The sequence below is a fragment of the Allofournierella massiliensis genome (genome assembly GCF_964241245.1).
GTDB classification, from domain to species: domain Bacteria; phylum Bacillota; class Clostridia; order Oscillospirales; family Ruminococcaceae; genus Allofournierella; species Allofournierella massiliensis.
In genome coordinates this window covers 43,603-58,946 of sequence record NZ_CAXSWZ010000021.1, presented here as the reverse complement: position 1 = coordinate 58,946, position 15,344 = coordinate 43,603, and the positions used below count along the sequence as shown (strand labels likewise).

The following is a 15,344-nucleotide window of genomic DNA, read 5'->3' as shown; positions in this document are numbered from 1 at the left end:
CACCTTTAGGTGCTGCTGGAATAATGGCCCTTATAGGGCCGTTCTGCAAACCCCACGTTCAACGTGGGGTTATGATTGTATCCGTGGCAGGGGATTAGCCGCCGCCAGTCCGGGCCAGACTGAAAGGGTGGAGCTGCCGCGGGTGGTTTGCTTTTTACCGGGGGGCATGCTATAATGAACCCATACAAATAAAAGAGTGAAAATTTGTGCATATTGATTCGCTCCACAGTTTGTCATGGTTGGAGCGTTTTTAAAAAACAAAGTCTGCAAAACCTGCCAAGAGTTGTCAAGGCCTAAAGGCATAAAAATTTGGAAAGGGTGATCCAACAAAAATGAGCGTAGAAAAGTAAACCGTCATGTTTTGGCGGTCATGGAATTGGTATGAAAATCGTCGTCTATGATGGGGTTATAGCTTCTTTAAATAAGCCATGATAGTACCGTAGTAGATTCTCAGAAACTTATTTGCGGCAGCGGTCATGTAGACGTAATAGTGCTTGCCCTCCCGTCTTTTACGGTCAAGGAATTGGAATACAGGATCGTCAGTAGGTGCGTGTTGGATGATGGTGGACATGACTTGAAAGAGCGTTTTGCGCAGCCTGGGAGACCCGCGTTTAGAAATATGTCTGTTCTTCGATTCAAAGGTGCCAGACTGGCAAGGCGGTGCATCTACACCAGCAAAGGCCACTAAAGACTGCTTGCGGTCAAAGCGGCGCACATCGCCAATCTCTGCCATGAGCTGAGGCCCAAGAACAGGGCCAACGCCAAACATCCGCATCACGACAGGGTACTCTGGAAGCTGAGCAGCCAGAGTGAGCATCTCGTGTTGGATCACGGAAATCGTTTCTATGATTGTGTTGAGTTGAGAAACCGCAAGAGTAACAAGGCATTTAATCGAGTCGGTCATCGGAAGCGTATTTACCTGTGAGACGGCGTGAGCATAGATGGACGAGGCCTTTTCCTCTTTAAATCTGTACCCGGCTTTGGCACACCACTTTTTGTATTGGTTTGTGAACGCTTTTTCGGAGTTCCCGCAGATACACTCCCGATGCCAGAATTTCTCGGCAAAATCCACCCATTTTTCGTGTCCGTCCATATCCCGGGGAGCACTTTTGAACAGGATATTGAGGCCAGGAAACGTTCCATCCAGTAGTGCGATTAAATTGTTTTTGAGATTGACTTTCAACCTTATGTACTGGTCGTACTGGCGACGGCACGTTTTGAGCGCCTGCCGGATTTGGTCAACAGGCGTGTAACGTTCAAGAACTGTCCAACGGTCAAGGCAGTAATTTGCAATTTTCACAGCGTCCAACTTGTCTGTCTTACCCTTCCGGATCGAGTTGTTGCCGTATTTGTAGATTAACAATGCATTTACGATAGAGACAAAAATGCCTGCATCGTGCAACACATTGGCGATAGGTTGCCAGTAATTCCCGGTGTACTCCATGACAATCTTTGTTTCTCCGGGCAGCTTCTCCAAAAAGCAAGCCAGTTTCCGCAACTCTGTATCCGTATGGAGTACCTCAAACGGTTCCGCAACCACTTCGCCGAAAGGCCGCATAATGGCTACTGTGCTTTTCCCTTTGGAAACGTCAATCCCTACTGCGTTCATTTCACTTGTCCCTCCCTATCTAATCAGTTTCAAATTGGCGGCCATCGATTTCTCACTGCCGATTCAAATTGCTTGGTCACACGAACATCCTGGATTTCCAGTGGTTCAACCTGCCTCAACCGAACGCTACAGTGGAAGGATGGCTGACTGTTTAGCAGCCGGACATGGTTAGTCCATTAAAAGTCTCGTCAGGCCAATTTCCCTTCCATTGTAGCTTAGGCGTGAGTACGAGAAAAGCACGCCTGGCTGGCGTGCTTCACCCGGTTGTTGACATTGTAGCAATAAAAAGTCAACAGGGAATTGAGGAAAGTTTGCAACCTTAGTAGGAGGCGAAAGAGAGCAAAACAAAAAGACCGCCGCGCAAGCGCCGGTCAAATTGAAAGAGTATGGAAGTGGTTAATCAGCATTTTCCCGTAAAGCCAGATACTCCTTTACACGGCCATAGTAGATGCGTAGGAACTTGTTGGCGCCGGCTGTCATGTAAACCAGATAAGGTTTGCCCTCGGCTCGCTTCTTGTCCATAAAGCAGTACACCGGGTCGTCCGCAGGCATAGTTTTTAACAGGCAGTCCATGACCAGGAAGAGTGCTTTGCGCAGTTCTGGCGGACCGCTTTTGGAGGCTCTTGTACTCTTTGCCTCATGGGTGCCGGACTGGTCAGCTCCAGGGTCAACCCCCGCAAAAGCCGTAATGGCGTTTCTGTGGGTGAACCGAGTTACATCACCAAGTTCCGCCATAAGCTGCGGGCCAAGAGAATCTCCAACACCATGCATAGCCATGACTACGGGATATTCTGGGAGCTGGGCTGCCAAGGTACGCATTTCGGCCTTGAGCCGTTCCAGAGACGCAGAGACGGCGTTCAGCGCATCAATAGCCTGCCGGATCATCGTTTTGGTCAGGGCATCTTTGGGGAGCATGGCAATCAGATCTTGTGCTCCAGCATGGATCTCAACGGCTCGGCTCTGGCTGAAGTTGTAACCATGGCGCTTGCACCACTTGCGGTAGCGCTCGGTAAAGGCAGTAAGGCTCATATTCCGAACGCAGTCCACATGCCAAAAGGCCGTGGCAAAGTCCACCCATTTCTGACTGCCGTCCTCTCGGACGGGACTGTCAAACAGGGCATTGACACCGGGATAGGTCTGGTCCAGGAGCGCAATGAGATTGTTTTTCATCATCGTCTTGGTCTTGGAGTACAGCCCCTGCTGCCGGTTCAGCGTTTTCAGTTGCATTCGAATCGTGTCCATAGGAGTATGTTGGCGCAATTCCACCCAGTTGTCAAGCCCATAGCGGGCAATCTTCCTGGCATCCGCCTTGTCTGTTTTCACTTTGCGCAGGGTGTTGTTCCCGTAGTCCTTGATGAGCTTTGGATTGATCGCGCTGACAAAGATGCCCTGATCGTGGAGAAAGCGGGCCACCGGCTCATAGTACCGCCCGGTGTGCTCCATGACCACCCGTGTCTCACCATCCAAGCTTTTCAAGTAGTCTGCCAGCTCTTTGAGTTCACTGCCGGTGTGACCAACAGAAAACGGCTTTGCCACCACTTCCCCAAAGGGACGGAGAACAGACACCGTGCTCTTTCCCTTGGAAATATCAATCCCTGCCACATTGCTCATGTACAACGCTCCTCATCATGGATTTGTCTTTGGCGACCAACCATTTCATCATTGCCGATCCAATCTATTTGATGACACGGGCGCACCGGTGTGGCGGCTCAACCTGCATAAATCGAACGCTGCGAACGAGAGGCTGGCTGACGGACTTCGTTACGGACGCGATGATCCTTGGAGGATTGCATCAGGCCAAGACACTCTCATTCTAACAGCTTAGGCAACGATACGGAAAAGACACGGCTGGCTGCCGTGCCTTAAACCGTAAATATATTGTAATAGGAGGCTTCTGACCCATGGGTCAAACCATTCTCTGCCCATACTGCCTGTCCAAGGTGGACCTGGGCCGGCCGGATTGCCCCTTCTGCGGCAAAGAGCTGAACAACATGAACCCTCCGGGCACGCTGCCCTTTGCGTCGCTGCTGGCGGAGCGGTATACCATTGGCCGTCATCAGGCTACGGATGGCGAAGGCATCCTGTACGAAGCGGTGGAAAACACCGGCGGCGTGCGGGTGATGGTAAAGGAATACTATCCGGTTACCCTGAGCATTGGCCGGGATGAGAGCGGTCTTGTCATGCCGAAAGAGGGCAGGGAAGTGCTGTTCAAAACCACCCGGATGGACTTTGCAGATCTGTACCGGAGCATTCAGCGCATCACCCCGGCCACCGGTCTTGCCGCCGTGCTGGACGTGGTGGAGGAAAACAACACCGTTTACGCTGTATTGGAGCAGGTGGAAGGCGAAAGCCTGAGCCGTTATCTGTCGGAACACAGCCAGAATCTGGATCCGGCCCAGGCGCGCAGTCTGCTGCAGCCGATCATGGAAGGTGTGGCCACCATGCACAAGGCAGGGCTGGTGCACCGGGGCATCTGCCCGGATAATATCATTCTGAGTCCCGGTGGTGCGCAGGCCAGATTGTGCGGCTATGCAACGCTGGGCCTGAGAACGGCGGGCAGTGAGCTGAAAAGCCAGCTGTACGACGGGTATTCCGCGCCGGAACAGTATTCTGCTGCTGAATTCGAGGGCCGCTATACCGATGTGTACGGCCTTGCCGCGGTCTTTTATCGGCTGCTTACCGGGCAGGCTCCGGTGCCTGCCAATCAGCGCCGTGTCAACGACAGCCTGCAGGCAGCCCGGGCGCTGGAGCCGGAGGTTCCCGGCTATATTTCAGTGGTGCTTTCCGCAGCTCTGCGCATGGATCCGGGCAGCCGGATTCAGAATGTGCCGGAACTGATGGGGGCGCTCACCAGCCAGCGAGCGGCAGACAGTATTACTCCGCCCCAGCGCCAGCCGGAGCGCAGCGCGGTGCGGGAACAGCATATCAGCATCAGCACTCGAACTCTGCTCACCGGTTCACTGCTGGTGATTGTGGTGTTGTTTTTCCTGCTGATGTGGAGTATTCTGGGGCGGGAAGCTCCGCCTCCTGTTTCCAGCAGTGCGGCAACATCCTCCTCCGGCCAAAGTACGCCTCAGGTGCTTACGGTGCCCAATGTGGTGGGCCTTGTTTATGAGGATGTGCAGACGGATCTGGAATACACGGCGCAATTCCGTTTCATTGCCGTGGCCCAGGAATACAGTTCGGAGTATGAAGCAGGCACCATTCTGGAGCAATCGCCTCAGGCGGGCACCGAAACCAGCGAAGAGCGACCGCTCATCAGTGTTGTGGTGAGCATGGGGCCGGAATTGGTGGAAATGCCGGACATCAAGGGCTTTACTCAGGATGCGGCACAGCAGGAGCTGGAACGTATGCATATCAAGGCCAGCTTTTCCATGATCGATAACAATGGCGAATACGCCAGCGGCTGTGTGGTTTATACAGACCCGGAGGCGGGCACGGAACTTGATGCAGGAACCACCACGGTAAACGTGTATATCGCCAAGGAACGGGATATTCCCCAGGTGCCGGATCCAACTCCCGTACCCACTCCGTCGCCTGCACCAACACCCAGCCCCAGCCCGACTCAAACGCCTGCTCCCAGCCCGACTCCTCCGGTTGGATGAATCGGCAGTAAGAGAGGGTGCTGAAAAGCAAATAAAAGGCATGGCGTTCCTGCAACAAGCAGCGAACGCCGTGCCTTTTTTGTGTATTAGAAAATAAAAAAATCCCCTGCCCGGATGGGCAGGGGATTCGGTGCAACGATTAGTCGCTCACGTAGGGCATCAGAGCAACGTGACGGGCGCGCTTGATAGCGACAGTCAGTTCACGCTGATGGAACGCGCAGGTACCGGTCACGCGGCGGGGAATGATCTTCGCACGCTCGCTGACGTACTTGCGCAGGCGGGCAACATCCTTGTAATCGATGTGCTCAACACGGTCTACGCAAAAGCTGCAAACCTTCTTACGGCCGCGGCGCATGGGGCGCTGGGGACGGCCTTCGGTTCTCTCAAAAGCCATGGCTTGTTACCTCCTGTTAGAATCGATTCATGTTAGAACGGAAGATCCTCGCCTTCGTCGATCACAGCAAAATCATCATTGCTGCCGGCGGAGTAAGTGGGGGCTGCCTCCATGGGAGCCTCGCGAGTGTATTCCGGGCGGGCGCTGCTGTAAGCACCGCCATTACCGTTTCCGCTGCCGCCCTTGCCGCCGGCGAAGTTCACGTTGTTTGCAACGATCTCAAACGCCTTGCGGTTGTTGCCGTTCTTATCCTGATAGCTCCGGGTCTGAATGCTGCCGTCAACGGCGATCAGGGAGCCCTTCTGGAAATACTTGCAAACGAACTCAGCGGTGGAACGCCAGGCAACGATGTCGATGAAATCGGCCTGACGCTGCTCGCCCTGCCGCACAAAGCTGCGGTCCACGGCGATGGTAAAGGTGGTCACGCTAACGCCCTGAGGGGTGTGGCGCAGTTCAGGGTCGGCCACAAGCCGGCCCATCAAAGCTACAACATTCAGCATTGAAAAATGCCTCCTTATTCAGCCTCGGCCACGATCATCGTACGCAGTACGCCATCGGTGATCTTGTAAACGCGATCCAGCTCGGCGGGGAAAGAGGGCTCGCTGGTGAACTTAATCACGGTGTAGACGCCTTCTTCCTCGTCGTTGATGGGATAAGCCAGACGGCGCTTGCCCCAATCGTCAACAGAATCGATGGTACCATTGGCCTCGATCAGGCTCTTGAACTTGCCAACCAGAGCGGTGGAAGCCTCCTCATCGAGAGCAGCGCTGGTAACCAGCATGGTCTCATACTTTGCCATTTCTGTGCACCTCCTTTTGGACTTATGGCCCGGTAAAACCGGGCAAGGATCACTGCCCTTCACAAGGCAGCAATTCATTATATCAAACACATGACGTCAGTGTCAAGCTGTTTTTTGAAAAAACAACAGCTTTTTTCTGGCGGCCGCTGATACAACGAACTGATTTCCATGATACAATAAAAACAGATAAAAGAAAAGGGGGCACGGGCCATAAATGAAGGTAAATAAACAAAAGCTCATGGCACTGCTTTATGCGGCAGGTTTTCTGGTGCTCTGGAGAATTTATTGGGCATTGGTCGGCCTGTTGTGTGGCGGGCAGCCAATTGCATGGGAAAATGTTTTGTTTCTGTTTGCCTTACTTGGGGTGCCGGTGTTGCTTGTGCCTGGTTCCTGGCTGCTGGGAAGGGCTTTGAGCAGATTTCTGGAACAATAAACCGTATTTTGCAGTATACAGGCCGAAAGCCGGAGATTTTCTCTGGCTTTTTTATATGGAAACCTTTATGTCGAAAATACAGACAAAAATTATTGTCGAAATGGACAATCGGAAAAGTCCGTAAGAGCAAAACTAATGGCGTTTCTCTAAAAAATGGAGGAACCCGTTGACAACTGTGCTTTAATTGAATAAACTTAGAAATCACTACCGCAGCAACGTGCGAATGCGGGCGGACGTGCTGTGGGCAGACACTTCATAGAAGGGGAGAAACGAATCATGAATACGCTTGTCATCGTGCTGATCGCTGCGGTGTGCCTTGTGGCCGCCTATGCTCTTTACGGCCGCTGGCTGGCCAAGACCTGGGGCATTGATCCCAAGGCCGAGACGCCCGCCGTACGCCATAAGGACGGCAAAGACTATGTGCCCACCGACGGCTGGACTGTGTTCAGCCACCAGTTTTCCTCCATTGCGGGTGCCGGCCCGGTTACCGGCGCCATTCAGGCAGCTGCTTTCGGCTGGCTGCCCGTGCTGCTGTGGATCCTGCTGGGCGGTATTTTCTTCGGTGCCGTTACCGATTTCGGCGCACTGTATGCCAGTGTGAAGAATGAGGGCCGCTCCATGGGCCTGCTGATCGAAAAATACATCGGTAAGCTGGGCCGCAAGCTGTTCCTGCTGTTCTGCTGGCTGTTCACCCTGCTGGTCATCGCCGCTTTCGCGGATATGGTGGCTGGTACCTTCAATGCCTACACCGAGCCTGGTGTACTGGCCGAAGCCGCTCAGGTGAATGGCGCAGCCGGTACCATCAGCCTGCTGTTTATCGTGTTTGCCATGGTATTCGGTCTGCTGCAGAAAAAGTTTGCCTTTACCGGCTGGAAAGAAGGCGCGGTGGGGCTGGTATGCACCGTAGCCGCTCTGGCGCTGGGCATGGCGATGCCTCTGATTGCGGGCAAGGAAGCCTGGGTCTACATCACCTTTATTTATATCTTCTTTGCGGCGGTGCTGCCCATGTGGCTGCTGAAACAGCCCCGTGACTACATGACCACCTTTATGTTCATCGGCATGATCGCCGGTGCGGTGCTGGGCCTGCTGGTGGCACATCCCACCATGAATCTGCCTGTTTACACCGGGTTCAACAACGCCAGCCTGGGCACCCTGTTCCCGATCCTGTTCGTTACCGTGGCCTGTGGTGCGGTATCCGGCTTCCACAGCCTGGTGTCCTCCGGTACCTCCTCCAAGACCGTGAGCAACGAGAAGGACATGCTGAAGGTGGGCTACGGCGCCATGGTACTGGAAAGCCTGCTGGCTGTTCTGGCCCTGTGTGTGGCCGGTGCTGCCGCCGCGGCGGACGGCACCCCTGCAGCCGGCACGCCCTTCCAGGTGTTCAGCAACGGTGTAGCCGGTTTCTTCCAGATGTTCGGTGTACCTGTTTATGTGGCTCAGTGCTTCATGACCATGTGTGTGTCTGCTCTGGCGCTGACCAGCCTGGACGCAGTTGCGCGAATTGGCCGAATGAGCTTCCAGGAACTGTTCAGTGTGGATGACATGAGCAAAGCCGAGGGCTGGCGCAAGCTGCTGTGCAACACCTATTTTGCCACCATCATCACTCTGGCCGGTGGCTTTGTGCTCACCCGCATCGGCTACTCCAACATCTGGCCCCTGTTTGGTTCCGCCAACCAGCTGCTCAGCGCGCTGGTGCTGGTCACCCTGTGTGTGTTCCTGAAGGTTACCGGCCGCAGCAACAAGATGCTGTTCCCGCCGCTGATCATTATGCTCTGCGTTACCTTCACCGCTCTGGTGCAGCGGCTCATCGCTCTGATCAATGCGTATCAGGCAGGCAGCGCCACTTTCCTGGTGGAGGGTCTGCAGCTGATTCTGGCCGTGCTGCTCATTGCTCTGGGCCTGACCATTGTGATCAACTCGCTGCGTGCCTATGCGGCCGCCCGCAAAAACAGCGAGACTTCTGCTGCCTGATGCCGTTTCATTGAATCGGCTATGGAAATAACCCAAAAGCAAGCAAAAGCGCCCGTTCCGATTGACTGGAACGGGCGCTTTCTTATTATCCGTGCACAATAAAAATCCCCGCGCAAGGCCGCACGCAGCCTCTGCAGGGGATTTTTATGGTCAGCAATTAAATCATGGTGGTGAGCACCGGCCAAAGGGCAAACATGGAAATCGCATAGATCACCACAATGCAGGCGACCACACTGATTACCGCACCCGGTACGCTCACACCACCCGCTTTGGCCAATGCTGCAGCGGGATCCGCAGGCTGGGATTCCAGCACCCGGCGGATGTTTGCGGCACCCCGCCGACGGTAAAGCCACAGGGCAAACATGCCCTGCAGGAACATCAGCACAATGTTCAGTGTGCTGCATACGGCCAGAAGAACGTTCAGGGGCTGCTCCGGAATGGCAGCTGCCATGGGATGGCCTGCATAAGCCATAAGCTGCAGTACAATGGGAATGCGAAGCACTGCATTGATGGCCAGAAGCACCAGTCCTTCGGTCCACATTTTGCGATAGAAGAAGTAGAAGGGGCCGAAGAAGAAGGCGGCAAAGGAGGCCGAAACCTTACGGCCGGTGGCCTGCATTGCCTTGAAATTGGTCAGATAGTAGGCGGCGTTTTTGCCCAGATAGGACGCCCAGTGACGGGCTTTCACACCTTCCAGTTCCTCTTCCGGGTCCACCCGCAGGCCGCCGGGCATGAAGTTGGCCTGGAATGCACCAAAGGGGTTGGAATAGTCCGGCTCCCGGGCGGCAAACGGATCCTGCCCGCCGGAACCGGGACCATACTGCGGAGGAATCTGACCGGAGCCGGGACCGTACTGGGGCGGAGTCTGGCCATTGCCATAGCCATAGCCATAGGGCGGCGGGGTCTGACCGGGCCGCTGGGGAGCTCCCCGCAGCGGTGCGCCACAGTTTTCGCAGAACAGGCCGGTGGCCGGATTAGGTGCACCGCATACCGGGCAGGCCAGCTGCGGGTCGGAATAGCGGGTGGAATCTGCACGGCCTGCTTCAGCGGCCTGGCTGGCGGCCGGGTCCGGTTTCCATTCAAAGCCGGTGCCGTGTTTGGACTCGTATACACAGCCGCCCTGCTTCTGGTAGCAGGCCCGGTGGTAGGGCGCGCCGCACTCGGGGCAGACCACGATATCGTCGGTTTCGGTGAAGGGCTGCTGGCACACAGGGCACTTGCAGCCGGTATAATTAGACATAAGAATGAACCTCCCAGATGGGGAAAAATACATGTATCCCTATTCTAACGCAAATCCCGGCAAATTGCAAAACAAAAATCCCGGGGCAAAGCGGCTTCCCCCTTGCTTTTGACAGGGTTTTTCGCTATACTGTTAACTGTATAATTTTGTTCAAATCTATAACAGAGAGGTTTTTCCTATATGATCACGATCGACGAGTTGAAGATGCAGATGGGCGCCCACAAAAATGCGGTGGACGAACTGGGCGACGCCCTTGCCATCGCTGCCAGCGAGAAGCGCGTGGCGGAGCTGGAGCACAAGATGACCATGCCCGGCTTCTACGACGATACCGAGGCCAGCCAGAAGGTGTTTGCCGAGATGAGCTCGCTGAAGGGCAAGCTGGAGCGCTACACCAAGCTGAAGGGCCTGTATGATGACGCCGAGACCATGCTGCTGCTGTGCGAGGAGGAGAACGACCCGGATCTGATTCCCGAGGCCGAGAGCGCCGTGGAGGCAGTGACCCATGCGGTGGACGAACTGCAGATGATCACCCTGCTCAGCGGTGAATACGATAAGAACAACGCCATCCTCACCTTCCACGCGGGCACCGGCGGCACCGAGGCGCAGGACTGGGCCGACATGCTGTTCCGCATGTACAACCGCTGGGGTGTGGCGCATGGCTACAAGGTTTCCACCCTGGACTATCAGGACGGCGACGAGGCTGGCCTGAAGAGCGCCTCCATTCTGGTGGAGGGCCCCAACGCCTACGGTATGCTGAAGAGCGAGAATGGCGTGCATCGTCTGGTGCGTGTTTCGCCCTTCGACAGCCAGAGCCGCCGCCAGACCAGCTTTGCTTCTCTGGAAGTAATGCCCGAGATGGACGACAGCATTCAGGTGGAAATCCGCCCCGAGGACGTGGAGATGCAGGTGTTCCGTTCCTCCGGCGCCGGCGGTCAGCACATCAACAAGACCTCCTCTGCGGTGCGTCTGATCCATAAGCCCACCGGCATTGTGGTGAGCTGCCAGACCGAACGCAGCCAGTTCCAGAACCGCGACACTGCCATGAAGATGCTGGCTTCCAAGCTGTATCAGATCAAGGAGCAGGAGCATCTGGACAAGATCAGCGACATCAAGGGCGTCCAGAAGGAGATCGCCTGGGGCCACCAGATCCGCAGCTATGTGTTCATGCCCTACACCATGGTCAAGGACCACCGCACCGGCTACGAGAGCGGCAACGTGCAGGCCGTGATGGATGGCGATCTGGATGGCTTTATCAACGCCTATCTGAAGGCGGCCAGCCGGAACGAGCTGCAGGATGTATAATCCGTATTTGCGGCTTGAAGGAAAAAACAAAAGGCACAGGGAAGTTTCCCTGTGCCTTTTCTGCACCTTGAGCGAAACAGTTCTGGAATCTAGTTCTGATTTTTCAACTGGCACTCCGAAAACAGCTCCATTGTGCGGGAGGAAAAATCGTGGTAGGATAAAATCGGAACAAGAGATAAACGCTGAGCGGCCAGATGCCGGGAAAGGGGAGAACAGAATGGAACAGACCATGGGAAAGGTGATTCAGGCAAAACGCCGTGCCAAAGGCATGACGCAGGAGCAGCTGGCCCAACTGGTGGGGGTGAGCAGCGCAGCGGTGAGCAAATGGGAGACGGCCAGCGCTCTGCCGGATGTGGCGCTGCTCTGCCCGCTGGCCCGTGCGCTGGACTGCACGCCGGATGAGCTGCTGGATTTCAAACCCCAGCTCACCGAGCAGGAAGTGAATGCCCTGCGCGAGACTGCCGAATGTATGTTTCAGGCAGGCCAGTGGCAGAAGGCCTGGGATTTCTGCGAGGGCCGGCTGCGGGAATATCCCGGCGATTTGTATCTGGCGTTTTGCTGTGGTGGGCTGTACGCCAAGTATCTTTCGGTGAGCGATCAGGAGGAACAGGCCGGGCGGCAGCTGAAACGGGCCATTCAGTTAATGGAGCGGGCCTGCGAACTGACGGATGAAGAGAGCCAGAGGGCGGCGCTGCTGTCGTTGGCGGGGTTGTATGTGCTGAGCAGTCGGTTGGAGGATGCCATGTCCACGCTGGATCGACTGCCCGGCTGCAATCAGGATGCCCGGAATATGCGGGCGTCCATCCTGCTACAGCAGGGCAAGCTGGAGGAAGCCCAACAGCTGGAGATTGCAAACCTGTCCATCCATCTTCACAACGCCCAGCTCAGCCTGCTGGGGCTTGCGAACATTGCCAAAAAGCAGGGTGATGAGGCCAAAGCGCTGGAATTGCTGGATCAGATCGACCGACTGACCGAACAGTTCCCGGACCCGGAAGGCGGGCAGGGAATCGGCCGGGTGGCCGCGGTGCGCCGGATAGAGCTGTATGCGGGCCTTGGCCGCTGGGAGGACGCCCAGCGGGAGACGGAGCGTTTTGTGGAGGACGTCATCCATGCCCCCCAGGGAGATTGCGGCGATGAGTGCCCGGCCTGCAGCGGCGGAGCAAGCCGGGCCTTCCTGCTGCAAAATGCGCTGCAAATGCTCACCGAACGCCCGCTTCCTGCTCCGCTTACCGAAAGTCCTGTCTGGAAGCAGGCTGTGGAGCGGCTGGAGCAGGCAGTGAAAAATGCCCGCGAGGAGGAACATCGGCAGAAAACTGGAGCAAAGGTTGAAAAATCAGAGCTGAATTCAAACTGCACATCCATTGTATGAAAAGAACCGGAAGGGCTATAATAGAACCGGAATAAATCGCAGAAATGGGGGAGAGACCCGTGAAGGAAAAATATAATGTGACCGGTATGAGCTGTGCAGCCTGTTCGGCGGCAGTGGAGCGGGCGGTGAACAAGCTGCCCGGCGTAAAAAGCGCGCAGGTGAATCTGCTGGCCAATTCCATGCAGGTGGAGTACGACGAGACCGTGCTGGATGCCGCGGGCATCTGCAAGGCGGTGGAGCAGGCAGGTTACGGCGCAAGCCCGGCCAATGCAGCCGCGGCAAAAAATACCGGCAAGCAGGTCGAAGGGCCGGACCCGGTGGCTGCCGAACTGGCAGACATGAAACACCGGCTGATCGCATCGCTGGCGTTTCTGGTGCCGTTGATGTACGTCTCTATGGGGCACATGATGGGGCTGCCGCTGCCCGGCTGGATGCACGGTCAGGCGGGGGCGGTACCCTTCGCCCTGACCCAGCTGCTGTTGGTGTTGCCCATTTTGTATCTGAACCGGAAGTTTTATCAGGTGGGACTGAAAAGCCTGTGGCACCGCTCCCCCAATATGGACAGCCTGATTGCTCTGGGCAGCGGTGCGGCGGTGATTTACGGTGTGTTTGCCCTTTACCGCATCGGCTGGGGATTGGGCACCGGCGATCTGGCGCTGGTGGACCGCTACCGGATGGATCTGTACTTTGAGTCTGCCGGTACCATCCTCACCCTGATTACGCTGGGCAAATATCTGGAAGCGCGGGCCAAAGGGCGCACCAGTGCTTCCATCAAAGCGTTGATGGATCTTGCCCCCAAAACCGCGCTGGTGCTTCGGCAGGGGCAGGAGATGGAAATCCCGGCGGCTGAAGTGGCCGTGGGGGATACCGTGGTCATCAAGCCGGGCATGCGCATCCCGGTGGACGGTGTGGTGCTGGCGGGCCTTTCCAGTGTGGATGAAGCAGCCGTGACCGGCGAGAGCATCCCGGTGGAAAAGGGCCCCGGCGACAAGGTCATCGCCGCCTCGCTGAACAAGGCGGGCAGCTTCACCTTCCGGGCCCAAAAGGTGGGAGAGGATACCACTCTGGCCCAGATCATTGCACTGGTGCAGGATGCCGCTGCCAGCAAGGCGCCCATCGCCAAGCTGGCCGACCGGGTCAGCGGTGTGTTCGTGCCGGTGGTTATGGGGATTGCGCTGCTGGCCTTCCTGGTCTGGATGGCGCTGGGGCAGGGGCTGGAATTTGCACTGGCCCGGGCCATTTCCGTGCTGGTCATCAGCTGCCCCTGTGCGCTGGGCCTTGCCACCCCGGTGGCCATCATGGTTGGCACCGGTAAGGGGGCCCGGCTGAACATTCTTTATAAGAACGCTGAGGCGCTGGAAAATGCCCATAAGGTCGACACCGTGGTGCTGGACAAGACCGGCACCATCACTGCGGGCAAGCCGGTGCTCACCGATCTGATCCCGCTGGCGGGCCAGAGCGAAGGTGAGTTGCTAGGTCTTGCCGCAAGCCTGGAAAAGCCCAGTGAGCACCCGCTGGCCGAAGCCATTCTGAATGCTGCCGGGGGTGTCGAACTGCCTGCCCCGGAACGTTTTGAAGCGTTGCCCGGCCGTGGCCTGAAGGCCACGCTGGGCGGTGTGGAGTATCTGGCGGGCAACGCCCGGCTGATGCAGGAATCCGGTGTGGAGATGGGCGATGCCGACCGGCGGGCCGAGGAGCTGGCCCGGCAGGGCAAGACCCCGTTGTTCTTTGCCAGCGGCAAAAAGCTGCTGGGTATCGTGGCGGCAGCAGACCCGATCAAGCCCACCAGCGCGGCGGCCATCCGTCAGCTGAAGGCCATGGGGCTGACCGTGGTCATGCTCACCGGCGACAACGCCCGCACCGCCGCAGCCATCCAGAGCCGACTTGGAATTGAACAGGTGGTGGCCGAGGTGCTGCCCCAGGATAAGGAAGCCCAGGTGCGCGCTTTGCAGGCGCAGGGCCGCCGGGTGGCCATGGTAGGCGACGGTGTGAACGACGCCCCGGCTCTTGCCCGGGCGGACGTGGGCATCGCCATCGGCGCGGGCACCGACGTGGCCATCGACAGCGCCGACGTGGTGCTGATGAAGAGCGATCTGTGGGATCTGGTGAACGCGCTGCGCCTGTCCCGGGCTACCATCCGCACCATCCGGGAGAACCTGTTCTGGGCGTTCTTCTACAACAGCATCGGCATTCCGGTGGCGGCCGGTGTGTTTTACAGCCTTGGGCTGGTGCTGAACCCCATGATCGGGGCCGCCGCCATGAGCCTTTCCAGCGTGTGTGTGGTGTCCAACGCGCTGCGGCTCAATTTCTTCAAAGCAAGCAGGGCGGATTCCGCCGCTCTGCCCAGCGAAGAGGCAATGCCTCATATTCCCGCGGCACAGCCGCCGAAAGGAGTTTTACACATGGAAAAAATCATTCATATCGAGGGCATGATGTGTAACCACTGCACCGCTCATGTGGAAAAGGCCCTAAACGCCATCGAAGGCGTGCAGGCCGTGGCTGATCTGGAGGGCAAGTGCGCCAGGGTGACCCTGAGCGCGGATGTGCCCAACGAGACGCTGGCCGCTGCGGTGACCGATGCGGGCTACGAAGTGACCGGCATCGAATAAGCCGAAAAAACCA

12 protein-coding genes are annotated in these 15,344 nt (G+C 56.8%); 6 read left to right on the top strand and 6 right to left on the bottom strand.

Annotated features, from left to right (window positions below; genetic code table 11):
- Window positions 1-406 precede the first annotated feature (406 nt).
- Entirely contained in the window at window positions 407-1,609 is a 1,203-nt protein-coding gene (locus ACESYO_RS11530; protein WP_373210034.1) for an IS110 family RNA-guided transposase, read from the bottom strand.
- 396 nt (window positions 1,610-2,005) lie between these two features.
- On the bottom strand, window positions 2,006-3,220 hold the full coding sequence (locus ACESYO_RS11525; protein ID WP_373210035.1) for an IS110 family RNA-guided transposase: 1,215 nt from the start codon (window positions 3,218-3,220) through the stop codon (window positions 2,006-2,008).
- Between the two features lie 290 nt (window positions 3,221-3,510).
- Here ACESYO_RS11525 and ACESYO_RS11520 point away from each other — a divergent pair, with 290 nt between their 5' ends.
- On the top strand, window positions 3,511-5,214 hold the full coding sequence (locus tag ACESYO_RS11520) for a PASTA domain-containing protein (RefSeq protein WP_373210036.1): 1,704 nt from the start codon (window positions 3,511-3,513) through the stop codon (window positions 5,212-5,214).
- Between the two features lie 139 nt (window positions 5,215-5,353).
- Here the strand turns inward: ACESYO_RS11520 and rpsR are convergent, their stop codons facing one another.
- The 3 genes from rpsR to rpsF are packed head-to-tail and all read right to left on the bottom strand — an operon-like array spanning window position 5,354 to window position 6,407.
- Window positions 5,354-5,608: a 30S ribosomal protein S18 gene (gene rpsR, locus ACESYO_RS11515; RefSeq protein ID WP_187120513.1), complete on the bottom strand. Its 255-nt coding sequence runs from the start codon at window positions 5,606-5,608 to the stop codon at window positions 5,354-5,356.
- A 32-nt stretch (window positions 5,609-5,640) separates the two neighbouring features.
- The gene (locus ACESYO_RS11510) at window positions 5,641-6,108 is read right to left on the bottom strand and encodes a single-stranded DNA-binding protein (protein ID WP_058966578.1); all 468 of its coding nucleotides are present in this window, start codon (window positions 6,106-6,108) and stop codon (window positions 5,641-5,643) included.
- A 14-nt stretch (window positions 6,109-6,122) separates the two neighbouring features.
- Window positions 6,123-6,407: a 30S ribosomal protein S6 gene (gene rpsF / locus ACESYO_RS11505; RefSeq protein WP_058966576.1), complete on the bottom strand. Its 285-nt coding sequence runs from the start codon at window positions 6,405-6,407 to the stop codon at window positions 6,123-6,125.
- 214 nt (window positions 6,408-6,621) lie between these two features.
- Between rpsF and ACESYO_RS11500 the strand changes: the two genes are divergently transcribed.
- Window positions 6,622-6,840: a hypothetical protein gene (locus ACESYO_RS11500; protein WP_058966574.1), complete on the top strand. Its 219-nt coding sequence runs from the start codon at window positions 6,622-6,624 to the stop codon at window positions 6,838-6,840.
- A 276-nt stretch (window positions 6,841-7,116) separates the two neighbouring features.
- The gene (locus ACESYO_RS11495) at window positions 7,117-8,811 is read left to right on the top strand and encodes a carbon starvation CstA family protein (protein WP_373210037.1); all 1,695 of its coding nucleotides are present in this window, start codon (window positions 7,117-7,119) and stop codon (window positions 8,809-8,811) included.
- Window positions 8,812-8,968: 157 nt separating this feature from the next.
- Here ACESYO_RS11495 and ACESYO_RS11490 read toward each other — a convergent pair whose 3' ends face one another.
- A complete protein-coding gene (locus tag ACESYO_RS11490; RefSeq protein WP_373210038.1) occupies window positions 8,969-10,051 on the bottom strand; it encodes an RING finger protein in 1,083 nt (360 codons plus the stop codon).
- Between the two features lie 180 nt (window positions 10,052-10,231).
- On the opposite strand from ACESYO_RS11490, the gene prfB reads away from it, so the two are divergent.
- The 3 genes from prfB (at window position 10,232) to ACESYO_RS11475 (ending at window position 15,331) form a co-directional block, all read left to right on the top strand.
- On the top strand, window positions 10,232-11,353 hold the full coding sequence (prfB, locus tag ACESYO_RS11485; RefSeq protein ID WP_346672502.1) for a peptide chain release factor 2: 1,122 nt from the start codon (window positions 10,232-10,234) through the stop codon (window positions 11,351-11,353).
- A 217-nt stretch (window positions 11,354-11,570) separates the two neighbouring features.
- Window positions 11,571-12,722 carry a helix-turn-helix domain-containing protein gene (locus tag ACESYO_RS11480; RefSeq protein WP_373210039.1) on the top strand — a complete coding sequence of 384 codons (1,152 nt, stop codon included), beginning with the start codon at window positions 11,571-11,573 and terminating at the stop codon, window positions 12,720-12,722.
- A 59-nt stretch (window positions 12,723-12,781) separates the two neighbouring features.
- On the top strand, window positions 12,782-15,331 hold the full coding sequence (locus ACESYO_RS11475; protein WP_373210040.1) for a heavy metal translocating P-type ATPase: 2,550 nt from the start codon (window positions 12,782-12,784) through the stop codon (window positions 15,329-15,331).
- Window positions 15,332-15,344 lie beyond the last annotated feature (13 nt).